Raw genomic sequence first — 24463 nt, forward strand, 5'->3', positions numbered from 1 at the left:
CCTTATGGTAGTGACTGGGCCAGTGGCAGGTCGCCGGCCTCCGAGCGAGCGGGCGACTGAATACGGCATAAGGTTAGCACGTATTGCCACACTTCCATGCGATTGGTTTCATTGAGCATCTCATGGCGCCCGCCGTCGAACAACCGCAGCGTTACCTGCTCGATGCCTGACTCCCGGATGGTCTGAAAATGCTGGCGCACGCCTTTCCCCATCTCGCCCACGGCATCGGCGGTGCCGGACAGCAAGTGCACCGGCAGATCCCGATGCCAGGTTGCCGGCCGGATGCTCAGCATACCGCCAATGAAGTCCTGCCAGAGCCCCACGGTGCAATCGAAACCACAGGAAGGATCGGCTTCGTAGCGATCTACCTGCTCGACATCACGGCTCAACCAGTCGCTGCCGGTGCGGTTGGGGCGAAACGCACGGTTAAACTGGCCGAAGGTCATCTTGCCAATCAGCCGGCTGCGGTGGCGCCGGCCACGGACGCTGGCAATCAGGTTAACCAGTAGCCGCGAGGCCAGCAGTTGAGGCCGATGGATGCGGTTGGTGGCACTGAGGATCAGGGTGTTGATACGGTCGCCATATTGCTGGGCATAGCTCTGAGCGATGAACGAACCCATGCTGTGGCCGAGCAGATTCACCGGCAGGCCTGGATGCTGCTTGCGGGCGGTCTCTACCACTTGCGCCAGATCGCCCACCACCCGTTGCCATCCGTCCTGGTCTGCATAATGCCCCTGGTGTTCAGCCGGGCAGTGGGGGCCATGACCCCGGTGGTGATAGGTGATGACAAGAATGTTGTGAGCTCCGAGCCAGCGAGCCAGCTCTTGATAGCGATCAGCGTGTTCAGCCATACCATGGCTGATCACCAGAACGGCTACGGGCTGTGCCGGCAGATATTGCCGTCCGACAATGGTGTGGCCATCAGGGGTATTCAGCGTCAGAGGGTGTTCGGTCATGGTCTCGGCCCACATCCTTGTTGTTGTTCTGAGGTGCCGGGCGCTGCCACTCCGGCGGGTTCCATAAATGCTGAAGACGGGACAATAAGCTGCCGGGGCGTGCCATGTCGCGGAACATGTCCACATATTCGTGGGTCCAGAGCACAATCAGATTATTGGAATGAATCTGCCGGGTAATTCCGTATTCCGGTGGGTTGCCGGCGCTCTCAGGGACAAAGGTTCCGAACAGGCGATCCCAGATAATCAGTGTGCCACCGTAGTTGCGGTCGATGTATTCCGGGTTGCGACCATGGTGAACACGGTGGTGGCTGGGGGTGTTGAAAAGGTACTCGATCCAGGCCGGCAGGCGCCCCACCAGGGTGGTGTGCACGAAAAACTGGTACACCAGAGAGAAGGCATAGGCGATGCCGATCCACACCGGGTTGAATCCGATCAGCGCCATGGGCAGATAGAAAATCCACATGCCGTTGAAAATGTTGGTGGCATTCTGGCGCATGGCGGTGGAGAAATTCATGCGTTCGGACGAATGATGGACCACATGGGCGGCCCAGAACCAGCGCATGCGGTGGCTGGCCCGGTGCATCCAGTAGAAACAGAAATCCACGCCGAGAAAGGTCAGAAATCCGGTCGCCCAGTTCAGCTCCAGTTCCAGCAGGCGATAGTGATAGCAGAGCGCGTAGACGGGAAAGGCGATCAGGCCGGCAAAAAGTAGCTCCGTAACCTGGTAGCCGGCACCGAGGGCGAAGTTGCGAATAGCCTCCGGCAAGTTCATCAACCGTGGGTCATGCCGTATCTTCAGGTATTCCCACAAGGTAACGGCAATGAACACGGGGGTGGCGATGACGAAAATCAGCTGTCGTTCGTCAAGAGCCAGCCAGGGGGCCAGGGCCTGCCAGAGGCTGATCAGCCCGCTGTCTTCCAGCACCGCCCGCATCATGTCCATCACCACCATGGCTGCTCCCCGAATTATTCTTGTAGAGAGTCATCATCTCACAGCACCGGTTAAAGGCGATGTCCTATTGCGCCAGGGTTTCTGGCCTATTCCGCCATCGCCTGGCAAATGTCACCGGTTCTGGCGGTAAACTGCTGCGATGGGCTCGATGGCAGCCTGCCGTTCGGATAGCCAGGCCTGCACGGGCTTTGGGATCTTGGCCGGCTTTGGCCAGGGCACGGGGTACTCGGGCGGCTGGAACAACGGCGCCAGCAGTGAACAGGCAGTGAGATCGGCGTGGGTGAACTGATCGCCGACCAGGAACCGACGTTGCTGATAGATCTCGGCCAGTTCTGTAACCAGAGCCTCCAGGGTTGCCTGTGAGGTATCGGCGGTTTTCTGGTTGATCTTCATCCACTTGCGCATGATCTCATCAACCCGGCTGAAGGCCAGGCTGAGCAGGATGCGGTTGTAGAACGGTGTGCCCGCTGCCAGCATGGGTACCACTACTTTCGGACGCTGCAGAAAATAATGATACACCCAGGTGCGCAGCGCGGGGCCGGCCTGTTCGTCCAGCTTCTGTTCCCATTCAAGAACCCTGGCCTGAAGGTCTGGATCCTCCGGCATCAAGGGCCTATCCGGAAAGACCTTGTCGAGGTAATCCAGGATCTGCCCGGATCCCTGGATGATCTGGCCGTCGTGCTCGAGAACCGGCACAGACGATTCCGCTCCGGTCAGTTTGCGTATGGTGTTGACATGCTGGCCCGGGAGCAGGTTGACGGTCTGATAGTTGATGCCCTTGTAATCCAGGGCCCAACGCACCTTTTCGCAGTAGTGCGAAATGCAGAACTGATAGAGTTTGATCGCCATGGTATTGCTCCGGATGTCTGGTGACCCAAGATTAACCTTTCTGTAGGCGAATTCCCAAGACTGCAGGCGTAGAATGCAACGGTTATCTCACTATGTATCAGGGGGTTATATGAGTCTTGCAAAGAATGTCATGGCGATGCTGTTGATTACGGGGTCGCTCTGGGGTTGCTCCCTCAATGCGGAGAAAGAGAGTGGAGAACCCGGATCACTGGCTGGTAGCCAGTGGTTGGTAGAAGAGATTGATGGAGAGCCGGTGCTTGAGGGTAGTGAGGTTACCATCGGGTTCACCGACGAAGGGCGGGTGTTTGGCTCATCGTCCTGCAACCGTTACAACGGTGGCTGGCATGTTCAGGGCAAAGAGCTGGTGTTTTCCCAGATGGCCGCGACGCGAATGGCCTGCCCGGAGACCCAGATGCAGCAGGAAAACCGGTTTCTGAAACTGCTGGGCGACGTTCACGGGTATCAGTTCGCCGCTGATGGCCGTCTGGTGCTTGAGACCGGGCAGGGCGTTACCATCCTGGCCTCGCCAGCCGCTGAACAGGAGTAGTTGTGGTCGCCTTGGCGATGACGTGACACAGATACGCTTCTGCCTCAGCGGTTTGCGTCGATCGTGGTGAATCCAGGGCGGAATCTCTACAATGGCGACTTGTAGTCTGGAACAACAGAGGATGTGTTCATGTTTTTGCGACAAGGTGTATCGCTGTCTGTCGTGGTTCTTGCTGGCACGCTGATGAGTGCCTGTTCATCCAGCCCGACAAAGACCGGGTTGTCGGAATTTGGCAGGTATCAGTGTGGCCAGCTGGAAGTTACAGTCACCAGCTCCGGAGATGGCGAACTGGTAGGGCTGGAGTACCTGAATCGCCGGGTTCTGCTCAAGCCGGCCGAGAGTGCCTCAGGCGCTTTGTTTGTAGCGCCCGGCGACCCGGATACCCGGTTCTGGAGCAAGGGGGAGCGGGCAACGCTGAGCCTGCGTGGCGAGACGCTTCCCGAGTGTCTGGAACCGGGAGCCATTGAGTCCTCGTTTCGTGGGATAGGCACGGAACCTTTCTGGTCTGTTCTCATCGAGAATGGCCAGATGCGGCTGACCCGCCCCTACGATCAGCAAGTCACCGAAGATATCCGCCTGAACGAGATTCTTGCCAATCGTCATGGCCGCGGCTATGAGGCCACGTTGGGTGATGAGCGGGTGGAAGTGCGGATCGCCCACCAGCTGTGTGAAGACCAGATGGCCGGCGCTCAGTATCCGGCTCAGGTTCGTTTGACACTCGGCGATGAGACGTTCGAGGGCTGTGGCGGGGATCGTCAGCGCCTGTTCAGGGGGGCCGAATGGGTGGTGGAAGACCTTGGCGGTACCGGCATTATTGACCGCTCCAGGATGACCCTGAGGTTCCTGGCGGATAACCGGGTCGCGGGTCGGGCCTCCTGTAATCGTTATATGGGAAGTTATAACCTGACCGGAGAAGGGCTGTCATTTAGTCCGCAGGCCACCACCATGATGGCTTGTGCGCCAGCGCTGATGAACCAGGAAAGGCGATTCCTGGAGCTGCTGGGACAGGTAACGGATGGCCGGATTGGCCGGCATGGTGAATTGCTGCTGCAAACACCCGCTGGCGATACCATCAAGGCTTTTCAGTCTGAGGTGGAGAGCCCGTAGGACGCCTTGGTCGCGTTCAAACGGCCAGTTTCAGCCAGTCTGGCCAGGCCCGCATCCAGTAGCCTGGCCAGTTCTTCCGCCCTTGGATTCCCGGCTGCGAAGGCAATGTAGACGGGAGCCTGATGGGCGATACCGGCCAGTCTTGGGGTGTTATATCCTGAATGCTCCCGCAAAAACCAGTTCATGACCGCCTGGTCTTCGGCGAAGGTATCCGTGCGTTCCTGTGCCAGTAGTCTGAGGGCTCGCCCCAGGGGTGCTGCTCCGGAAATGACCCAGACTCTTTCGGGATCATCGGCATAGTCTGCAATATAACGATCCAGCTCCGGAGAGTAGGAGTAACCGTTGATCACCAGCAGGGTTTTGCCGTTAAGCGACCCCAGCCCCTGGTATTGCCACTGACTCTCCGGATGGGTGTACAAGCCGATACGGGCAGTGCCCATGGGTCTCTCCGGAAAGACAAAGTCCGGGGCGTCTCCTTTCAGGGCGCCGATGACGCCATCAATCCGGTTCTCCCGGGCCAAACTCACGGAACGGGCCCAGCCGTAGTTTCTGTACTCAAGTTCAAAGCCGGATTCGGCAAAAATTTCCCGCGCAATATCCACCATATAGCCTTCTTTCGGTGCTCCGGCCCGGCAGTTATGGGGGCACCAGGGGTCGGCGGCGAGAATGATCCGGTGTTGATCAGGGGTGGGAGCAGGTTGCTGACGTGTGGCGTTTTCCTTGGCTTCATACCGTCCTGATTCTGTAGCCTCATCGGGTGAGCAGGCGGCCATCAACAGGGCCAGGATGATCAGCAAAGTTCTGGGCATGAGCGGGCTAGGTCACGGTAATCTGCGAAGGTGCATTTTCATAGTATACCCTTGCAAACTATTTGCAATGTCAGGTTCGGTGCTGTCAACGGACTGAAGCATTCGTGGCGCACACTGTCCGGAGCTGTTGCCAGAGAGCCCGAAATGACCGAACTGAAAGCATTGACGCCCCACGCTGTGATACCTACTGAGCAAGCCCGCCGGGACAAAGGCCAGAAACGAAGGCTTCGCACTTTCCTGCCGGAGCTGATCCAGCTGGAGCGGCTGCTGGCGGAGGCGCCAGAGGGTGTCTCCAGTTCTGTCCTGTCCCGTGTGAACGTTCGGGACCTGGAGCTGCCGGTTTATCGGGTCGATTTGGGTACCGAGCGTCAGGATGCGCCCGTTGTCGTGCTGATTGGCGGTGTCCACGGGCTGGAACGTATTGGTACGCAGGTGGTGATGGCCTGGCTGGCCTCGTTCCTCGCCCGGATGGCCTGGGACGACAGCGTGCAGGCGCTGCTGGAACGGGTGCACATCACGCTCTTGCCCATGCTGAACCCGGGCGGCATGTACCTGAACCAGCGCAGCAATCCGAACGGGGTTGATCTGATGCGTAATGCGCCGATCACGGCCCAGGATCGCAGTGCCTTCCTGTTGGGAGGGCAGCGGCTTTCACCACGCTTGCCCTGGTATACCGGTGATCCCGAACAGGGGATGGAAGCCGAGAACCTGGCCCTCGAGTCGGTGATCCGGGAGCTGCTGCCGGGCCGTCCGTTCAGTCTGGCGCTGGATTGTCATTCCGGCTTTGGCTGGCAGGATCAGATCTGGTTTCCCTACGCCTACCGCCGCCGGCCCATGCGCCGTATCGGCTCGGTCATGGCGCTCAAACTGATCTGGGAGCAGGCCTACCCCAATCACACGTACCGGTTTGAGCCGCAATCTGCCCATTACCTGACCCATGGTGATCTCTGGGATTACTTTTACAAACAGGTTAACCGAACCAGCGACGGTGTTTTCCTGCCGCTCACCCTGGAAATGGGATCCTGGCGCTGGATTCGGAAACGACCGCGCCAGCTGTTCCGGCTGGAGGGGTTCTTCAATCCACTGGTTCCGCACCGACACCGACGCGTGTTGCGCAGTCATATGCCGTGGATCGATTTTCTGCTGAACGCCGCCGCCAGTTATAAGAACTGGTTGCCCGGGCCGGAGGAAGAGTCCATGCTGAGGGAAGCTGCCATTATGCACTGGTACAGGGATAGCCGATGACATGCACTGGATCCTTCTGAGAGGTCTGACTCGGGAGCAGGGCCACTGGGGCCATTTTCCGGCACAGCTTCGCTCGGCCTTTCCTGAACACCGGTTTTACACCGTCGATCTGCCGGGAACCGGCACGCTGTTCCGCGAGGATTCACCCGACTCCATCCCTGAGATCCGACGGCGCGTCTGTGAACAGGTGAATCACATACCCAGGCCCTTCAGCCTGCTGGCTCTGTCAATGGGCGGCATGGTGGCCCTGGACTGGGCTCAGCATGCGGAACCCGGGGAGTTGCAGCACCTGGTTCTGGTCAACACCAGTTCCGGTTTCAGCCCGTTCTGGAAACGCATGCGCCCGCTGGCCTGGCCGCGCGTCACTCAGCTGCTGGCCCGTCGTGAGCTGTTCCACCGGGAGCGGGATATTCTGCGCCTGACGTCCAATCGAGAGATCCCACTGTCTCTGTGCAAAGCCTGGTACAGCATCCAGCGCCAGCGCCCGGTCAGCTATCGGACGGCGTTCAATCAGTTGCAGGCGGCGGCCCGGTTTCAGCCCTTGCCCGAGCGGCCTATGGCAGATGCCCTGCTGCTTGCCAGTAAGGGTGACCGCATTGTGCACTGGCATTGCAGCGCCGAACTGGAACGGCGCTGGTGCTGGACGCTCCGGCTGCATCCGGATGCCGGGCATGACCTGCCGCTGGATGAACCCGGATGGATCATCCAGCAGATGGAACATTGGTTGCCTGGTCAATAGCGGTTGCTTGACGCAACTGTTTTTTGCGGTCACGCTCATTGGCGTCAATTCAACGAGTGAACGGAGCCAATAACAAGATGAAACTCTTCGAAACCCGAACCGCCCCCAATCCGCGTCGAGTGCGCATGTTCCTGGCCGAGAAAGGCTTGCTGGACCAGGTTGAACTGGTGCAGGTGGATATTGAAAAAGGGGAGAACCTGAGCCCCGAATTTGTTGCCCGCAATCCGATGAAGAAAGTGCCGGTGCTGGAACTGGACGACGGCACCTGCATTGCCGAGACCATGGCCATCTGCCGTTACTTTGAGGAAAACTATCCGGACACGTCCAACCTGTTGGGGGAATCGCCATTGGAAAAAGCCCAGGTGGAGCAGTGGCTACGTTGGATCGAATTCTATTTCATGATGCCCACCGGCATGTGTTTTCAGCACACCACAGGTTATTTCAAGGACCGGATGAATCCCATCAAGGAGTGGGGGGAGGAGTGCGGCCAGGGCGTCGAGAAATTCATGCATTTCCTGAACAAGCAGCTCGAGGGCAAGGAATACCTGTGCTGTGACCGGTTCACCGCCGCCGACATCAACGCTTTCACCACCGTAGCCTTTGCCCGGGTGGTCAATATCCGCATCAAACCGGAGCAGGAACACCTGCAGGCCTGGTTCGACCGGATCAAGGCCCGGCCTTCGGCGCAGGCCTGAAGGCCTCAATTGGAACCGGACAGATGTGCCCGGTTCCTACCGTGCTCCTTTGCCCAATACAGTGCCTCGTCTGCCCGGATAATCAGCGGATCAATTCCCTCGCTGGTACGGTGCTCCGCCGCGCCAAGGCTGAGAGTCTGAGTGTGGTCAACACCGTGGATGTCTATGGCACGGTCGGCCATTTGCCTCCGACACTTCTCGGCTACAATCATCGCGCCCTCAGCATCGGTGTCAGGCAATAGAATCAGAAATTCCTCGCCGCCCCAGCGGCACAGGGCATCCTGCTGGCGCAAACAGCTTCCGAGCCTTGTCGCCGTCTCCAGCAAAACAAGATCTCCGGCCTCGTGGCCTCAGGTATCGTTCACCTTCTTGAACTTGTCGAGATCCGCAAGGATTACGCTGAATACGCTATCGGAGCGTGTCGCTCTGGCATATTCCTGGCGCACCAGTGGCATGAACGCCCGACGGTTCAGCAATCCGGTCAGCGGGTCGGTGGTTGCGATCTCATGCAGTTTTTCTCTGGAGATAAAGCCGTCTACGGCGACTTTACGCACAAACGCCATCAGCATGCAGGTGACAAACATGATCAGCGCCGGGCCGATGAACACGGCAACCAGTGTAACCAGGGGCAGCCCCTTTATAATGGCGGCCAACCAGAACACCGATACCGGAATCAGCACGATCAGTATCCATTCTCGGAAGCTGCGCAGGGCCATCACGGTGGCACCAAAAAAGGCGATTGTCATGGCATCTGATACCTGGGTTACCATGATGGGCTCGTAGAGTGTGAATAGGTACAGCAGAGCGAGTGCCAGACCGCTCAGAGTGATGCCCATCAACCTCAGGAAATACCGAGCCGGCCAGCGCGGATGTCCGGTCCAGTGTGCGATCAGAGCCAGAAGCGCAGCGCCGATCAAGGGCAGGCGTAGCAGCAATTCGGTGGTTCCGAGATTCGCCTGATGGACATGAAAGTACGTATGAGAGACGTGGTAGAGAGACACGGTAACGAGGAGCAGCAAGGCGCCACCATATTGGAGGCCAGACTCCATACGCTCTTTGTAGATTTCAAAAGCGGGTTGCCACTTCTGAGGAATTGAGTTTTTTGCTGCGTCCAAGGGCTAATCTCTGACATAGTTTGAGTCACTATTCAGTGTAATTGTTCTCTATGGTCGCCCGGAGAACAATAAGGTAAAAGGCTTACCTCTTTTGGGGCGGTATAAAGGAAGTGTAATGACACAACAGGACAGACTCGAAAAAGCACTAAACGCCATCGACCAGGCAAACCAGCAGGATCCCAACCGTGAGGACATAGCTGGTAAATCCATGCCCAGGGAATACGCCTATAGCCTGCACATGACCCGCTGGCTATTTGAACTGGAGCCGGAACCTTCCGAACGCATGCAGATTGCCTGTCGTGCCCAGCATATCGAGCGCTGGACCATGCCTCGGAGTGACTATGGTGAGGGTCGCAAGAATTACTATCAGTGGCGACAGGCGTGCGGCCGAATGCATGGCCGCCGGGCGGCTGAGATCATGGCGAAGTGCGGCTATCCACAAGCCGAGTGCGAGCGGGTCGAAACCACTCTGACCAAGCGTAAACTGCGGGAAGACGAAGATACCCAGTTGCTGGAAGACGTGGCGTGTATGGTGTTTCTGGAGCGCTATTTTGCGCAGTTCTTTGAAGACAATCCGGATTACGACAAAGAAAAATGGCTGCGCATTGTGCGCCGGACCTGGGCCAAAATGACGCCCCGTGGCCACAGTGCTGCCCTGAAGCTGGCCGAGGGCATGCCCGCCCATCTGTTGGCTTTGCTGCAGGAAGCGCTTGCCGCACCCGCTGAGTAAATCCTGCACTTGAGCTATCGTCATCCGTTGCATATGATATGCATTATCATTTGGCAATGGATGGCAAACCATGGCAACGCTGGCCAACCGAAACCCGAAGATTCTGATTGTCGAAGACGACCAATCCCTCAGTGATCAGCTGTCCGGATTACTGGCCTCCCGGGGCTATCACGTGGTGCAGCGCTATGAGGGTGATCAGGCACTGGTTACCGCCATGGGGCAGCGGCTGGACCTGATTCTTCTGGATGTGCTGCTGCCGCGCATGAACGGCTTCGAATTCCTGGAGAAGCTCCGTAAAACCCGCCAGACCCCGGTCATGATGCTGACCGCCTGTGGTGCCGAGCAAGAGCGCATTATGGGGTATCAGCAGGGGGCCGATGACTATGTGCCAAAGCCTTTCAGTTTCACCGAATTGCTGCTGCGAATCGAGGCGTTGCTGCGGCGCACCCTGGGCGAAACCGATCAACGTGCAGACCCTGCAACACTGTCTGCTGGTGAGCTGAAGCTTGACCGCCACGCCATGACCGTCAGCGTTCAGGGGGATCCGGTCGCCCTGACTCCGATCCAGTTTCGCCTGCTCTGGATTCTGGTGTTGCATCAGAGCGAAGCGTTGAGCAAACCCTATCTCTATCAAGTGGTTCTGGAGAAAGAATTCAGTCGCTACGACCGAAGCCTCGATATGCACCTGAGCCGGGTGCGTCGCAAGCTGGTGGAGGCTGGTGTTGCCGGCGATCGTCTCCAGACGGTGCACGGCAAGGGGTATTGCTTCCAGTGAATCGTCGTTTGTGGTGGAAGCTGTCAGGCACCCTGGCGCTGGGAACCCTGGTGTTGTTCTGGGTTATTTCCTTTCTGGGGGCCACTACTGAACAGCAGATGAGTTTTATTGCCCGCAAGCATCAGGAGACCCTGAAAGACTGGGGGCACACAGCAGAGCGTCTGTATCTGGCCGGTGACGAACAGGCCCTTGCCCGCTGGCTGGAGCAACTGCAACGTGAGGAAAACACCTGGGCCGCGGTGGTTCAGTCCGAGATACAGCCGCTGGCTGGCAGTGAACTGTCATCACAGTTTCAGGAGGGTTTTCGGCTTGGGCGCAACGTGGAATGGAAGATCCATCTGTATTTCACCGAAAACCCGATCATGGATCTTACTTTCACTGATGGTCATACCCATTTCCTGATTACCCTGCCTCAGCGTATGCGGCCGGGCGCTTACCTGCCGGAGGCCCGGCTGTTCCTGAAAGCTGCCCTGCCACTGACGGTACTGCTGGCATTGTGCCTGGTGATCTACCGGCACCTGATGAATCCTGTTCGCCAGCTGGAACTGGCAACCCGCCAGTTCAGCGAGGGCAATCTGGGAGCCCGGGCCCGGGCCCTGCTGGGTAACAGGAACGACGAGCTGACCGCGCTGGCAGAGACCTTTGACCGGATGGCTGAGCGGATCGGCGATCTGATCCAGTCCCAGCGCCGGTTGATCTCCGATCTCTCCCATGAGCTGCGAACGCCCCTGACCCGGATTGATATGGCCATCAGTTGCGTAGAGGAAGGGATCGATACCCAGCATTTCCTGCCCCGGATACGGCGGGAGTGCGATCTGATGCGCGCCCTGGTGGAGGACACCCTGACCCTGGCCTGGCTGGAGAACGAGCAGCCGGAGCTCAACCAGGAGGATCTGGATCTGACCGATCTGGTGGATACCATTGCGGAAGACGCCCGCTACGAGTACCCGGAGCATCATATCAGGACCGAGCTTCCGGAACAGGCGGAGATTCGGGGTACCAGTCATCGGGCGTTGGCACAGGCCATTGAAAATGTGGTCCGTAATGCCTGCAAGTATACGCCGGCCGGTGGCACGGTAATGATACGGCTGCAGGAGGAAGCCGGTGGATACCGGCTGTCGGTGGAGGACGACGGGCCGGGTGTTCCGGCCGAGCAACTGGAGGCGATCTTCCGGCCGTTTTTCCGTGCCACACGGATCCGGGAAAGTGTGCCGTCTGGCCATGGCCTGGGGTTAGCGCTGGCAAGCCGGCATCTGGATGCCATAGGGGGGCGAATCCGGGCCTGTAATCTTGCGGGGAACGGTGGTCTGGCGATGCATTTGTGGTTGCCTGCAGTCCGGATGTAACAAATGTAAAACTGGTTCACTTCGCGACACAAGTTATCGAGAATGCACTCCAAATACGAATCATTTGCATAATGGAGTGCGGTCGTGATGGCAAATTCCTCACCGATGAAACAACCCCGGCGCTTTCGTCGCAACACCCTCTGGCTGGCACTGATGGCAGCACCTCTGGCTCATGCACAGCCGGTGTCTCTGGATCCCATTCAGGTAACGGCAGACCGTGAGGTGGACGCCGATACTGTGGTCGATGCAGAGACCATAGAGCGTTTCCAGGCGGACGATCTGGAAGACGTCTTTGCGGGCCAGCCAGACGTAAGCGTTGGTGGGTCCAACAGCATCGCCCAGAAAGTTTATGTCCGAGGCTTTGAAGACCCGCTTTTGAACGTATCCGTGGATGGCGCCACCCAGGCTGGGGCACTGTTCCATCACTCCGGTCGACTGTCGGTGGAGCCGGAGTTGCTCAAGCAGGTTGAAGTCAATGCCGGGGCTGGCCGGGCCACTGACGGGGCTGGCGCTCTGGGTGGCTCAATCCGCTTTGTCACCAAGGATCCCGAAGACATGTTGCGGCCAGGCGAAAACGCCGGGGCCCTGGTTAAATTCGGTTCTTTCTCCAATACCGATGGCTACAAAGCCAGTGGTACCGCCTTTGGCCGGCTGAGCGATAACTGGAGTACCCTGGTGTCTGTCAGCCAGAGTGACCACGAGCCCTTCAAGGATGGCAGTGGCGACCGTATTGCCGGCAGTGATGCCCGTCAGCAGCTTGGTTTTGCCAAACTGGTGGGCCAGTTGCCGGCTGATCAGACCCTGAAGCTCAGTCACGAGGTGCGCACCGATGAGGGGGAGCGGCCCCAGCGCCCACAATTGATTGTCAGTGGTTTCAATCGCCTTTACGACCTGGATGGCCGCCGGGACACCACCACCCTGAATTACGGATACGCACCCGCAGGCAATGCCCTGGTAGATCTTGAGGCAACCGTTTACCACACCGAGTCAGACATCGAGCAGAACGTTGAGGATCGCTGGGGGCGTTATTTCGGGTTTAGCCGGAACATCGGCGGCGACCTTCGCAACACCAGTCGTTTTGGCGAGCACAGCCTGACCTACGGTGTCGATTATCGGGAGGACAAGGTGAACGCCGGGTATCAGGAGGATAAAAGAGCCGAACAACAGACCGGTGAAGTACTGGGTGTGTACCTGCAGGGCGATCTATGGCTCACCAGCCGCCTGTTGTTCAGTGCCGGTGCCCGTTATGACGACTACCGGCTCAAGGACAACAACGACCAGCGCTTCAGTGAAGACGAGGTCAGCCCGAATGCCAACCTGGCCTGGGAAGTGGTGGACGGCCTCACCCTGAAAGCTGGTTATGCCGAGGCCTTTCGCGGGCCAACCACTCAGGATTCGTTCAAGCTGGAAGGCTCTGAAAACGATCCGGATCTGGAAGGTGAAAAAGCCCGGAATACTGAAGTCGGTTTTGATTACCGCTACGACAACTTCCGACTGTCGGCCGAGGTGTACCGTTCTGAAATCAAGGACGCCATTGCTGATCCGTTGCTGCCGTTCCGGGAATCCATCTACAAGAACATCGGTGATCTCGAGTCTGACGGCTATCTGATCTCGGCCGGTTACCAATGGCAGGCACTTTCCGCCGGACTGAGCTTCCACAGTAACGATGCCGAAGTGGATGGCCAGCCGTTGACGGTGTACGAGCACAATCTGCTGGGTAACACCATGGGAGATACCTGGATTGCGGACCTGGCGTACCGCTGGGATCGAAACCTGGAGTTTGGCTGGCAGGGCCGTTTTGTTCAGGGTATCGATAATCTGGACACCTCGGTTGGCAGCATCGACAAGCCTGGATACGGCGTGCACGACCTGTTTCTGCACTGGCTGCCCACCGGCAATGAGGATCTGCGCCTGAGCCTGACCATCAAGAACGTCGGCGACAAGCAGTACCTGGATCATGCCAGCAATGCGGATTACCAGCACATTGAGGACTATGAGGGAATCGTTGGCATGCCGGAGCCGGGGCGGGACATCCGTGTTGGCCTGGCCATGCGGTTCTGAGGTCCGTGATGTTGCGTTACCAAATCACAGCCGCCCTGATGGGCGGCGTTTTCTGTTTACTGGCTGAGCTCTCCCTGGCGGCGGACACGGTTACCGATCTGGCGGGGCGGACGGTAGAGGTGCCCGAGAGTGTCGAGCGAGTGATACTGGGCGAGAGTCGCTACATTCCGGCCCTTGCCATACTGGAAGGGGAGCAGCTGCCGGATCGCCTTGCCGGGCTGTTGCCGGATTTCGAAATGACGGATCCGGGGGGCTATGCCCAGTATCTGAAAGCGTTTCCCTCGCTCGCGGATATTCCTCGGGTGGGGCATACCTCGGCTGACAGTTTCAGTCTGGAAAGTGTGTTGGCCATGGAGGCAGACCTGGCCATTTTCAGTCTTGAGGGCCACGGCCCCGGTGCCCATAACCGGGCGCTGATTGACAGCCTGCAGCGAGCGGGCGTGGCGGTGGTGTTTGTTGATTTTCGCCAGGACCCGCTGGTCAATACCCCCAGGAGCATGGCTGTTCTGGGTGAGATTCTCGGGCGTCAGGATGAGGCCGAGGTCTTCAACCGGTTCTACCAGCAACAGCTCGCCCGGGTCACCGACGTAGTGGAAGATATTCCGCGAGGCGACTGGCCCAGCGTGTTCCTGCACAGTCGTCTGGGCCGGCATGACAGCTGCTGTGAGACCATGGTGGAGGGCATGATGGGGCACTTCATCAAGGCTGCCGGCGGCAGGAATGTGGCCCAAGGCCGGGTTCCCGGGGTCAGTGGTGTACTCAATCTGGAATACCTGATCAGTGAGCCGCCCCAGCGCTACGTAGCCACGGCCATTGGCTCCCGACGGTATCAGGCGTCCGATACCGACAATGCTTACGTGATGCTCGGGGCCGGTATTGATGAGCAGATGGCCAGGGCATCGCTTGTCCGGGCCACCGACCGCCCGGGACTGCGGGCGGTTAAACCCATCCGAGAGGGTCGGGCCATGGCCATCTGGCACCACTTCTACAATACGCCCATGAACGTGGTGGCGGTCCAGGCTCTGGCCCGGTGGTTTCACCCGGAGGCGTTTGGCGAGCTGAACCCGAACGCGACCCTGGCGGAATTCTACCGGCGTTTCCAGCCAGTGCCGCTCGACGGAGTCTATTGGGTGACAGCCGGGGAGGCCCAGAAATGACGCCAGTGCAGTATAGGCAAGATGCTGGGCTGAAATCGTCTACCACCAGGGTGTCCTCGCTGGCCGATGACTATCGGCGTTTTGTCTGGCGCCGGGTGTTATGCCTGGGAGGGTTGACCCTCGCGGCGATGACGGCACTGCTGGTGGATATTGCCAGCGGGCCGTCGATGTTGGGATTGCTGGATGTGTTCAGAGGACTACTCAACCCTGAGGGTATCGATGCCGGCACCCGCGTGATCATTGAGGATATCCGACTGCCCTACGCGTTGATGGCGGTGGTGGTCGGCGCTTGCCTTGGCCTTGCCGGGGCGGAGATGCAGACGGTACTGAATAATCCGCTGGCCAGCCCGTTTACCCTGGGCGTCGGTGCGGCTGCCACCCTGGGGGCGTCCCTGGTGATTGCCTTCAATATCTCGGTATTGGGGCTGGCGGCTCATGTGCTGTTGCCTCTATCTGCCTTTGTGTTCGCCGCGGCCGCCTCGCTGCTGATTCTGGTATTGTCACGCACTCTGGGGGCCTCGGTGCATGCGGTGGTGCTGTTTGGTATTGCCCTGTTATTCGGCATCAACGCAGTGGTGGGCCTGATCCAGTTCATGGCCGACGCCGAGTCGGTTCAGCAGATTGTTTTCTGGACCATGGGTAGCCTGGCTCGGGCCAGTCTGGACAAAGTGGCCATTGTCGCCCTGGTGCTTGCGCTGTGCCTGCCGTTTTCCCTTCGTAATGCCTGGGCCATGACCCTGTTGCGCAGTGGTGAGGAGCAGGCCCGCAGTCTGGGTATCCGGGTGGAGCGCATGCGCCTGGTGGTGCTGATGCGGGTCAGCCTGTTGACCGCGGCGGCCATGTGTTTCGTTGGGGAAATCGGGTTTATCGGCCTGGTGGCGCCCCACATCGCCCGTTTGATGCTGGGTGAAGATCATCGCTTTCTGTTGCCGGGCAGCGCCCTGGCCGGGGCCGTTCTGCTGTCGTTGTCATCCATCGCCAGCAAGCTGCTGGTGCCGGGGGTGGTATTGCCGGTGGGTATTGTGACCGCCCTGGTAGGTATCCCGCTGTTCATCACCCTGATCATTGGCCGCAGCAGGAGGGCCGCGTTGTGACCCTGAAGCTGCAATCCGTGACCGCCGGCTACCGGAACCGATCCGTCTTCACCGGACTTACCCTGCCGGAGATACCCGCAGGCTCCCTGGTGGCCGTGGTTGGCCCTAATGCTGTGGGTAAGTCCACGCTGCTGAAATCCATCGCCGGTCTGCTGCCGATTGCCGGCACCATGACCTTTGCCGGGGAGAATCTGGCGGCGATTACTGCCCACCAGCGCATTCGTCGTGTCGGCTACCTGCCGCAACCACTGCCCCAGGCCATTCCCCTGGTGGCCTACGAAACTGTGTTCAGCGCCTGCCGCTCTGCTCGCGGCGACTGGTCCCGGGAAGAGACCGAGCTGGCGATCGAAGAGATTTTCGACACCCTGGGTATCCGGCAACTGGCGCTTCGGCGACTGTCGGAAATGTCTGGTGGTCAGCGCCAGATGGTAGGGCTGGCTCAGGTACTGGTACGCCAGACGCCATTGATGCTGCTGGATGAGCCCACCAGCGCCCTGGACCTGCACTGGCAGCTCAACGTGCTCAACGCGGTGCGTGACGCCACCAGCCGGACCGGCTCGATTGCCCTGGTGGCCAGCCATGATCTCAATCTGACCCTGCGCTATTGCGACCAGGTTCTGGTGTTGTCTCCCGGCGGCCAGGCCGTGCTGGGCACACCGGCACAGGTACTGACGCCGGAGCTGTTGGCCCGAACTTATGGTATCGAGGCCCGCATCGAACGATGCTCCCGGGGACATCCCATTGTGCTGGCGGATCGTCCGCTATCTGCCAGTGTTAACTGACCCATTGAGGTAAGGAGTCTGCAATGCCAACCATGAATGCCCGAGTCGCCACCACCGATCCCGGTCGCCTGATCAATCGCCTTTGCAAACACTTTCGCCACAAGATTGAGGCTGAGTGGACCGCAACCGACGGCAGGCTGGCTTTCTCCATCGGTGAATGCCGGCTCGAAGCCGCAAACCGGGAGCTGCTGATGCGCTGTCAGTCACCCACCGGAACGGAGCTGGAGGAGTTGGGCCAGGTGGTGGCTTCCCACCTCATTCGCTTTGCCGGCGATGAGGTGGATGAGGTTCATTGGAGTTAGACGGACGACGGGATCAGTTTTGTCGGACGAAAACGCAAAAACAGCGCCACGGCCAGCCCGAACGTGAGCCATTCAGCAAGGGGCAGTGCCACGAGTAGCGGCCACTGTGGCGCGAACTGGGCAATACCTATCAGTAACAGCGCAGGAAGAATCAGGCTTCGGGAAAAGGCCACCAGGACGGAGGGGATGGGTTTGTGCATGGCGGTCAGGTAAACCGACAGCAGTACGTTAATACCGTTGACCAGGAATAACGGCCACAGGATGGTCAGAAAACGGTCTGCCAGGGCCGCGGTGGCCGGGTCTGCCGTGGTGTCCAGAAACAGGCGGACCACCTGATTTCCAAACAGCCACACCGTGACCACCAGCGTCAGTGCCAGGCTCAGAATGACGGTGGCCCCGCAGCCCATGAAGCGCCGGATACGTTCGGCATTGCCGGCCCCGAGGTTGTGGCTGATCAGCACGTGCATGGCGTCTGAAATGCCATAGAACACCATCAGGCTCAGGAAGATCAGATAGTTCACCACGGTAAAGGCGGCTACCCCCGCCACGCCCTGAGTGGTCATCAACAGCCAGTTGATCAACAGCATAACCAGCCCCACGGAGAGTTCGTTGATCCACTCCGAAACGCCATTGGCGAACGCCTGGGGAATCTCCTGCCAGTGTTTTTGCTGAAGCTGGAAGTGAAGCTTGCGTTCCGGCTTGAGAAAGTAACAGGCCAGAACCGCGAACTGCAGCACCTGGGCCAGGCCGGTGGCGATGGCGGCGCCGCGCAAACCGTAATCCAGGTAGCCCACCAGCAGGGCGTCCAGCAGGATATTGGCGGCGGCTCCTGTTACCAGAGCCGTGGTTGCCAGCCCAGGGAAGCCGTCTACTCGCACGAAGTAATACAACACCATGGTGACCAGCTGGGCCACCAGCACCCAGATGATCACCAGAAAATACTCGGACATCAGCGGGTAAATGTCCGGGGAGGCGCCGAGCACACGATAGATCGCATCATGGAACAACAGCCCCGCCAGTGCTCCGGTCAGAGCCAGGGCCAGAGTAGCCATCAGACACTTGCTGAAGATGGCAGATGCGGCGTCGGTCCTGCCTTCGCCCAGATAGCGGCCAGCCCGAACGGTACCACCAATGGCCAGGGCGAGCGCCATGCCGAATAGCAGGGTAAACCAGGGAATCAGCAGGTTCAGAGCCGCCAGGGCATCTGCGCCGGCGAAGTTGCCAATGAAAATGCCGTCAACGATGTTGGCGGTGGTCAGTGCCAGCAACCCCGCTACGGAAGGCAGGGCATAGCGGAAGAAAACCGGCCAGAAGGGGCCGGTCAGTATCGGGTTGTCGGAATCCTTGCCGGTCTCTGCGTCCATACTTTCCTCACCCGTTTATCCTGTGAATCAGCCAAACAGCTCCTGCAGTTTCTCACCCGGATCTGGCGCGCGCATGAACGACTCACCCACCAGAAACCCGTATATGCCCCGGCTGGTCATGGCCTCAACATCTGAACGGGTCATGATCCCGCTCTCGGTAATGGTCAGTCGGTTTTCGGCAATCCGGTGGTGCAGTTCAAAGGTGGTGTCCAGCGACACCTCAAAGTTGTGCAGATTGCGGTTGTTGATGCCTACCAGCGGCGTGCTCAGGGTAAGCGCATCGTCCAATTCCTCGCCATCATGCACCTCCACCAGCACATCCAGGCCAATCTCATGGGCGATGCCCTCCAGTTCCTGCATCTGGTCTTTGGTCAGGCAGGCGGCAATCAGCAGAATGCAGTCGGCGCCAATGGCCCGGCTTTCATACACCTGATAGGGCGCCACCATGAAGTCCTTGCGGATCACCGGCAGGCTGCAGGCCGCGCGGGCGGCTTTCAGGTAGTCTTCGTGGCCCTGGAAGAAATCTTGGTCGGTGAGCACTGACAAGCAAGCCGCACCGCCTTGTTCGTAGCTTTCGGCGATGCGTTCCGGTTCAAAGGGATCTCGCAGGATGCCTTTGCTGGGTGACGCCTTCTTGATCTCGGCAATGACCGCTGGCCGCTGAGCTTCGATGCGGGTGCGCAGGGCATTGGCGAATCCACGCGCTGGAGCTTGATCGCTGGCCATGGCTTTCAGGTCTGCAATCGAAACCTTGGGCTTACGTTCATCAATTTCCTCCCATTTCCGATCAACGATTTTACGCAGGATGGTGGGAGTCTTATCCAAATGTCGTTCAGTCATCTCGTGCCTGCTGAATTGGGTGCTGGAGCCGATGATGGGGGCCTTTCCAAAACACGCCCACAAGTACGTCCCTGTAGGGCTTGACTGTAGCCATCCATGGCTACAGACAGTTTTGGAAAGGCCCCCACCACCGGCTCTTCAAACTTGGTCAGGGCCTTCCGGAGTTAGTGGCCCTTAGAAACACTGAGAAAAATCAGCCAGCTCCGACATCTTGCCAGCCGCCAAACCGGAACCCATGGCATCCAGTGCCATGTCGACGCCTTCTTTGGCGGTCTTGGCCAGGCCGGCGACATAGATGGCCGCGCCGGCGTTCAGCGCGATCATGTCGCGGGCTTTTTCGGTTGTCTCGTCGTGGTTGCGGCCGAAAGCGGCCTTGATCAGCTTCAGGGATTCGTCGGAGGAATTCACCGTCAGGCCCACCAGCGACTGGCTCTTGATGCCCAGGTCTTCCGGCGTCAGGTCGTATTCGGTGATTTCGCCATCTTTCAGTTCGGCAACATGAGTGACCGTGGCCAGACTGATTTCATCCAGGCCATCCTTCGAGCAGACCACCATGATGTGTTCTGCGCCCAGGCGCTGCATGACTTCTGCCATCGGGCGGCACAGTTCCCTGGTGAACACGCCGATAAGCTGGCGGGTGACGCCGGCCGGATTGGTCATCGGGCCAAGAATATTAAAGATCGTCCGGCAACCCAGCTCCCGGCGCGGACCGATGGCGTGTTTCATGGCGCCGTGGTGGGCCGGGGCAAACATGAAGCCGACGCCGATCTGCTCGACACAGCGGGCCACTTCCTCCGGCTTCATGTCCAGGTTGATGCCGGCCTTCTCGATCAGGTCGGCGCTGCCGCTCTTGGACGATACGCCCCGGTTGCCGTGCTTGGCGACGAAGCCGCCGGCTGCGGCCACCACAAAGGAAGAGGCCGAGGAGACGTTGAACAGATTGGCACCATCGCCCCCGGTGCCGACGATATCCACCAGCGGGCTGGCGTTGATGCTGACCTTGGTGGCCAGTTCACGCATCACTTCGGTGGCGCCGGTGATTTCGTCGATGGTTTCGCTCTTCAGGCGCAGGCCCATCAGGAAGGCACCGATCTGGGCGTCGGTGGCTTCGCCGTTCATCACAATACGCATCACATCCTTCATTTCGTCCCGGGACAGGTCCAGGTTGGAGGCGATGCGGTTCAGTGCTTGTTTCATGTCCATGGGGTCGTCGGCCTCTTGTTATGTTCTCAGGAAGTTGCGCAGCAGTTCATGGCCCTGTTCGGTCATGATCGACTCGGGGTGGAACTGCACGCCTTCGATGGGCAGGGTCTTGTGGCGTACGCCCATGATTTCTTCAACGGAGCCGTCGTCGTTGCGGGTCCAGGCGGTCACTTCCAGGCAATCGGGCAGGGTGTTCTTGTCGATCACCAGGCTGTGGTAACGGGTAGCCTGCAAGGGGTTGTTCAGGCCGCGAAACACACCTGCATCATTGTGATATACCGCTGACACTTTGCCATGCATTACCTTGCCTGCCCGGATGACGTCGCCGCCGTATACCTGGCCGATGGACTGGTGGCCCAGGCAGATACCCAGGATAGGCAGTTTGCCGGCGAAATGACGAATGGCGTCCATGGAGATCCCCGCCTCGTTGGGCGTGCAGGGCCCCGGGGAAATCACCAGTCGCTCGGGGTTCAGAGCTTCGATTTGTTCAATGGTGATTTCGTCGTTCCGGTATACCTGTACGTCGGCACCCAGCTCAGCCAGGTACTGCACCACGTTGTAGGTGAAGGAATCGTAGTTATCGATCATCAGCAACATAATCTGTTCCTCCGCCTCAATGGTCGTAGTCGTTGTAGGTCATGGCCACGGCACGGAAAATTGCGCGGCCCTTGTTCATGGTTTCTTTCCATTCGAGGCGGGGAATGGAGTCTGCCACTACGCCGGCGCCGGCCTGGATGTGCAGAGTATTGTCCTTGATGACCGCGGTGCGGATGGCGATGGCGGTGTCCATGTTGCCGTTGAACGACAGGTAGCCTACGGCGCCGCCGTATACGCCACGCTTCACCGGTTCCAGTTCGTCGATGATTTCCATGGCGCGGATCTTCGGCGCGCCACTCAGGGTGCCGGCGGGCAGGGTGGCACGTAGCACGTCCAGGCAGCTGGTGTTTTCTTTCAGTCGACCGGTCACGTTAGAGACAATGTGCATGACGTGGGAATAGCGCTCCACGATCATCTTGTCGGTCAGCTTCACTGTGCCGGTTTCCGACACCCGGCCGGCGTCGTTGCGGCCCAGGTCGATCAACATCAGGTGCTCGGCGATCTCTTTCGGGTCGGCCAAGAGTTCCTTTTCCAGGGCTTTGTCCTCGGCATCGGTGGCACCACGCTTGCGGGTGCCGGCGATGGGCCGGACGGTGACTTCCTCATCTTCCACACGCGCCAGGATTTCCGGAGATGAGCCGACAATGTGGAAGTCTTCCAGATCCAGGAAGTACATATACGGTGACGGGTTGAGCACGCGCAGCGAACGGTAGAGGTTCAGGGGTGGTGCCTCGAAAGGAATCGACATGCGCTGGGAAATGACGGTTTGCATGACATCGCCATCCAGCACGTAGCCTTTGATCTTGTCCACCGCCGCTTCGAATCTGTCCTGGGTAAAGCCGGAAATAAAGTCGCTCTCGTCCACCACCTTGCCGCGTAGATGTTCCGGCGTGCGGGGGGCGTTGGCGGTCTGGCGGTGCAGTTGGCTTTCCAGCTCGTCGATGCGGCGTTGCGCCGCTTCGTAGGCGCCTTCAATAGACGGGTCCACGTGCACAATCAGATGCAACTTGCCGCGCAGGTTGTCGAACACCACGATTTCATTGGACACCATCAACAGAATATCCGGCGTGCCGATCTGGTCGGGCGGGCAGCTGTTGCGCAGGCGCTTTTCGATGTAGCGCACGGTGTCGTAGCCGAAATAGCCCACCAGGCCACCGTTGAACCGGGGCAGTTCGGGCAGGTCCGGGGCGTTAAATCGCTTCTGGTAGTCGTCCACGAAAGCCAGAGGGTCATCGACCTCTGCCTGTTCGACCACTTCGCCGTTGCGGCTGACTTCGATGCGGTGGTCGAAGACTTTCAGAACTTCCTGGCTGGGTAAGCCAATGATTGAATAGCGACCCCATTTCTCGCCACCCTGTACCGATTCAAACAGGTAGGAGTATGGGCCGCTGGCCAGTTTCAGATAGGTGCTGAGGGGAGTGTCGAGATCCGCCAGAACTTCGCGGTACACAGGGATACGGTTATAGCCGGCTTCAGCGAGCTCGTGGAATTGCTCGGGTGTCATGGTTCGGTTTCCTGAAATCTGATCTGCGTTTTGTCAGAACGGTGTTACACCGCTGTGACCGGTGGTGCGGGCAAGCAGGCATGCGCCATCAGCCCCGGGGCTTGCTCAGCCGGTGCGCCATCGCCACCATCGTGTTGCGCGGGTTGTCAGGATGCCTCGCGCTGCAGTCAGATTCAGTCCCTGCACGGCAGGAATCTCCCGAATTGATGTGTTCAAAATAAAACGTCCTTGCGAGATTACAAAAGCTCGGCCAGCGAATCAACAACAGCATCTGCACCGAGACTGTCAACGGAGCCGCCAAAGTTATAGCCATACCTGACGGCGACGCAGGGGATGCCTGCTGCCAGGGCTGCATTGACGTCTGCCTTCGAGTCCCCGACCATCACCGTGGTGCCCCGTGTGCCGCCCAGTTTTTCCATGGCGTGCAGCAAGGGCGCCGGGTCCGGTTTTTTCACTGGCAGGGTATCGCCACCGACCGAGAGGTCGAACCACTGATCCAGACCGGTTTTTTCCAGCAGGGGCTGAACAAACTGGTCAGGTTTGTTAGTGACCACGGCCATCCGGCAGCCCAGTTGCCTCAGGTGGTCCAGACAGTCATGGACGCCGGGAAATACCTCGGAATGCCGGCCATTCAGCTGGCCGTAGGCGTGATAGAAAATGGTCAGGGCGTCGTTGAACAGCGCCTCATCTTTAGCGGTGGCGGGTTCCCAATCGGTTTTTCCGGCCAGGGCCCGGCGCACCAGAACCTGGGCGCCGTTGCCAACCCAGGTGCGCACCTTGTCCAGGCCTGCCGGGCTACGCCCCAGGTGCTCCAGCATCTGATCCACGGCGGCGGCCAGATCCGGTGCGCTGTCTACCAGCGTGCCGTCCAGATCAAACAGGGCGACTCCCGGCCAGCGGGCGTTGAACAGGCCTTTCAGGCTCATCCGCCGATCACCTTGCGGGCCTGCTCAAGTTCCTCTCGCATGGCATCGATGGTGGCCTTGTAATCCGGAGTGTTGAATATGGCAGAGCCGGCCACAAAGGTGTCGGCGCCGGCCTCGGCAATTTCCCGGATGTTGTCGGTTTTCACGCCACCATCGATTTCCAGGCGAATGTTGTAGTTGCTGGCATCAATCTTCTTGCGGGCTTCCTTGAGCTTGTCGAGGGTGCCGGGGATAAACTTCTGGCCACCGAAGCCCGGGTTCACTGACATCAGCAGCACCATGTCGAGCTTGTCCATGACGTAGTCCATGTAGCTCAGCGGGGTGGCGGGGTTAAACACCAGCCCGGCCTTGCAGCCGCCGTCGCGGATCAGTTGCAGGGAACGGTCGATGTGGTTGCTGGCCTCCGGGTGGAAGGTGATGTAGCTGGCGCCGGCGTCAATAAACATGCGGATCAGGTCATCCACCGGAGACACCATCAGGTGCACGTCGATGGGGGCGGTAACGCCGTGCTTGCGCAGGGCCTCGCACACCATGGGCCCGATGGTGAGATTGGGGACATAATGATTGTCCATCACATCGAAGTGCACCACGTCGGCACCAGCAGCCAGAACGTTATCGACTTCTTCTCCCAGGCGGGCGAAATCGGCGGAGAGGATGGATGGGGCAATCAGATATGGATTCATCGGGGCTCTCTCGGTGTAGTGAATTATCGGCCTCTGGGCAACCCTGCTAGTCTATCAGTTTGCCGGTCATTTTCGCAGCGGGATA

Annotated in this window: 24 protein-coding genes and 1 pseudogene; 13 read left to right on the plus strand and 12 right to left on the minus strand. The window is 59.1% G+C overall.

What is annotated here, in order from left to right; genetic code table 11:
- Positions 1-2: 2 nt before the first annotated feature.
- The 3 genes from ARC85_RS05330 to ARC85_RS05340 all read right to left on the minus strand — a co-directional run bounded on the left by ARC85_RS05330 (position 3) and on the right by ARC85_RS05340 (position 2757).
- Positions 3-956: an alpha/beta hydrolase gene (locus ARC85_RS05330; RefSeq protein WP_286714460.1), complete on the minus strand. Its 954-nt coding sequence runs from the start codon at positions 954-956 to the stop codon at positions 3-5.
- Positions 922-1908, minus strand: coding sequence for a sterol desaturase family protein (locus tag ARC85_RS05335; protein WP_286714461.1), 987 nt, complete (start codon positions 1906-1908; stop codon positions 922-924). Before ARC85_RS05335 ends, ARC85_RS05330 begins: the two co-directional genes overlap by 35 nt.
- A 111-nt stretch (positions 1909-2019) precedes the next feature.
- Positions 2020-2757 carry a glutathione S-transferase family protein gene (locus ARC85_RS05340; RefSeq protein WP_286714462.1) on the minus strand — a complete coding sequence of 246 codons (738 nt, stop codon included), beginning with the start codon at positions 2755-2757 and terminating at the stop codon, positions 2020-2022.
- Positions 2758-2866: 109 nt separating this feature from the next.
- Here ARC85_RS05340 and ARC85_RS05345 point away from each other — a divergent pair, with 109 nt between their 5' ends.
- Both ARC85_RS05345 and ARC85_RS05350 read left to right on the plus strand, forming a co-directional pair.
- Positions 2867-3304 carry an META domain-containing protein gene (locus ARC85_RS05345; protein ID WP_286714463.1) on the plus strand — a complete coding sequence of 146 codons (438 nt, stop codon included), beginning with the start codon at positions 2867-2869 and terminating at the stop codon, positions 3302-3304.
- A 129-nt stretch (positions 3305-3433) separates the two neighbouring features.
- On the plus strand, positions 3434-4411 hold the full coding sequence (locus ARC85_RS05350; protein WP_286714464.1) for an META domain-containing protein: 978 nt from the start codon (positions 3434-3436) through the stop codon (positions 4409-4411).
- Here ARC85_RS05350 and ARC85_RS05355 read toward each other — a convergent pair.
- Positions 4387-5220 carry a substrate-binding periplasmic protein gene (locus tag ARC85_RS05355; RefSeq protein ID WP_286714465.1) on the minus strand — a complete coding sequence of 278 codons (834 nt, stop codon included), beginning with the start codon at positions 5218-5220 and terminating at the stop codon, positions 4387-4389. The genes ARC85_RS05350 and ARC85_RS05355 overlap by 25 nt on opposite strands.
- A 144-nt stretch (positions 5221-5364) precedes the next feature.
- On the opposite strand from ARC85_RS05355, the gene ARC85_RS05360 reads away from it, so the two are divergent.
- The 3 genes from ARC85_RS05360 (at position 5365) to ARC85_RS05370 (ending at position 7899) form a co-directional block, all read left to right on the plus strand.
- Positions 5365-6465: a M14 family zinc carboxypeptidase gene (locus ARC85_RS05360; RefSeq protein WP_286714466.1), complete on the plus strand. Its 1101-nt coding sequence runs from the start codon at positions 5365-5367 to the stop codon at positions 6463-6465.
- A gap of 1 nt (position 6466) precedes the next feature.
- Complete coding sequence (locus ARC85_RS05365; RefSeq protein ID WP_286714467.1) at positions 6467-7204, plus strand: alpha/beta fold hydrolase; 738 nt, start codon at positions 6467-6469, stop codon at positions 7202-7204.
- 77 nt (positions 7205-7281) lie between these two features.
- Positions 7282-7899, plus strand: a complete 618-nt coding sequence (locus ARC85_RS05370) for a glutathione S-transferase family protein (protein ID WP_286714468.1) — start codon at positions 7282-7284, stop codon at positions 7897-7899.
- 5 nt (positions 7900-7904) lie between these two features.
- On the opposite strand, the pseudogene ARC85_RS19630 reads toward ARC85_RS05370, so the two are convergent.
- A pseudogene (locus ARC85_RS19630) lies at positions 7905-8948 on the minus strand (GGDEF domain-containing protein).
- A 181-nt stretch (positions 8949-9129) separates the two neighbouring features.
- Between ARC85_RS19630 and ARC85_RS05380 the strand changes: the two are divergent.
- From ARC85_RS05380 to ARC85_RS05415, 8 genes are all read left to right on the plus strand, one after another.
- On the plus strand, positions 9130-9744 hold the full coding sequence (locus ARC85_RS05380; RefSeq protein ID WP_286714469.1) for a DUF4202 domain-containing protein: 615 nt from the start codon (positions 9130-9132) through the stop codon (positions 9742-9744).
- Between the two features lie 70 nt (positions 9745-9814).
- Positions 9815-10519 (plus strand): response regulator transcription factor, encoded by a 705-nt coding sequence (locus ARC85_RS05385; protein ID WP_286714470.1) that lies wholly within the window; start codon positions 9815-9817, stop codon positions 10517-10519.
- Entirely contained in the window at positions 10516-11865 is a 1350-nt protein-coding gene (locus tag ARC85_RS05390; RefSeq protein WP_286714471.1) for a sensor histidine kinase, read from the plus strand. Before ARC85_RS05385 ends, ARC85_RS05390 begins: the two co-directional genes overlap by 4 nt.
- 87 nt (positions 11866-11952) lie before the next feature.
- A complete protein-coding gene (locus tag ARC85_RS05395) occupies positions 11953-13926 on the plus strand; it encodes a TonB-dependent receptor domain-containing protein (protein ID WP_286714472.1) in 1974 nt (657 codons plus the stop codon).
- 8 nt (positions 13927-13934) lie between these two features.
- The gene (locus ARC85_RS05400) at positions 13935-15083 is read left to right on the plus strand and encodes a TroA family protein (RefSeq protein ID WP_273031190.1); all 1149 of its coding nucleotides are present in this window, start codon (positions 13935-13937) and stop codon (positions 15081-15083) included.
- Entirely contained in the window at positions 15080-16177 is a 1098-nt protein-coding gene (locus ARC85_RS05405) for a FecCD family ABC transporter permease (protein WP_273031192.1), read from the plus strand. Before ARC85_RS05400 ends, ARC85_RS05405 begins: the two co-directional genes overlap by 4 nt.
- Entirely contained in the window at positions 16174-16959 is a 786-nt protein-coding gene (locus ARC85_RS05410; RefSeq protein ID WP_286714473.1) for an ABC transporter ATP-binding protein, read from the plus strand. The genes ARC85_RS05405 and ARC85_RS05410 overlap by 4 nt, the downstream gene beginning before the upstream one ends.
- Before the next feature lie 23 nt (positions 16960-16982).
- A complete protein-coding gene (locus ARC85_RS05415) occupies positions 16983-17261 on the plus strand; it encodes a DUF2218 domain-containing protein (protein WP_286714474.1) in 279 nt (92 codons plus the stop codon).
- Here the strand turns inward: ARC85_RS05415 and ARC85_RS05420 are convergent.
- The 7 genes from ARC85_RS05420 to rpe all read right to left on the minus strand — a co-directional run bounded on the left by ARC85_RS05420 (position 17258) and on the right by rpe (position 24378).
- A complete protein-coding gene (locus ARC85_RS05420) occupies positions 17258-18625 on the minus strand; it encodes an MATE family efflux transporter (RefSeq protein ID WP_286714475.1) in 1368 nt (455 codons plus the stop codon). The genes ARC85_RS05415 and ARC85_RS05420 overlap by 4 nt on opposite strands.
- A 27-nt stretch (positions 18626-18652) precedes the next feature.
- A complete protein-coding gene (trpC, locus tag ARC85_RS05425) occupies positions 18653-19465 on the minus strand; it encodes an indole-3-glycerol phosphate synthase TrpC (RefSeq protein ID WP_286714476.1) in 813 nt (270 codons plus the stop codon).
- A 174-nt stretch (positions 19466-19639) separates the two neighbouring features.
- The gene (gene trpD / locus ARC85_RS05430; protein WP_273031208.1) at positions 19640-20668 is read right to left on the minus strand and encodes an anthranilate phosphoribosyltransferase; all 1029 of its coding nucleotides are present in this window, start codon (positions 20666-20668) and stop codon (positions 19640-19642) included.
- Positions 20669-20686: 18 nt separating this feature from the next.
- The gene (locus ARC85_RS05435) at positions 20687-21265 is read right to left on the minus strand and encodes an aminodeoxychorismate/anthranilate synthase component II (RefSeq protein ID WP_153740216.1); all 579 of its coding nucleotides are present in this window, start codon (positions 21263-21265) and stop codon (positions 20687-20689) included.
- Positions 21266-21281: 16 nt separating this feature from the next.
- A complete protein-coding gene (gene trpE / locus ARC85_RS05440) occupies positions 21282-22769 on the minus strand; it encodes an anthranilate synthase component I (RefSeq protein WP_011786928.1) in 1488 nt (495 codons plus the stop codon).
- Positions 22770-23005: 236 nt separating this feature from the next.
- Entirely contained in the window at positions 23006-23695 is a 690-nt protein-coding gene (locus ARC85_RS05445; protein ID WP_014422790.1) for a phosphoglycolate phosphatase, read from the minus strand.
- A complete protein-coding gene (gene rpe, locus ARC85_RS05450) occupies positions 23692-24378 on the minus strand; it encodes a ribulose-phosphate 3-epimerase (RefSeq protein ID WP_011786926.1) in 687 nt (228 codons plus the stop codon). The genes ARC85_RS05445 and rpe overlap by 4 nt, the downstream gene beginning before the upstream one ends.
- Positions 24379-24463 lie beyond the last annotated feature (85 nt).

Origin of the sequence: Marinobacter sp. tcs-11, from assembly GCF_002049515.1 — a bacterium.
Classification (GTDB): domain Bacteria; phylum Pseudomonadota; class Gammaproteobacteria; order Pseudomonadales; family Oleiphilaceae; genus Marinobacter; species Marinobacter nauticus.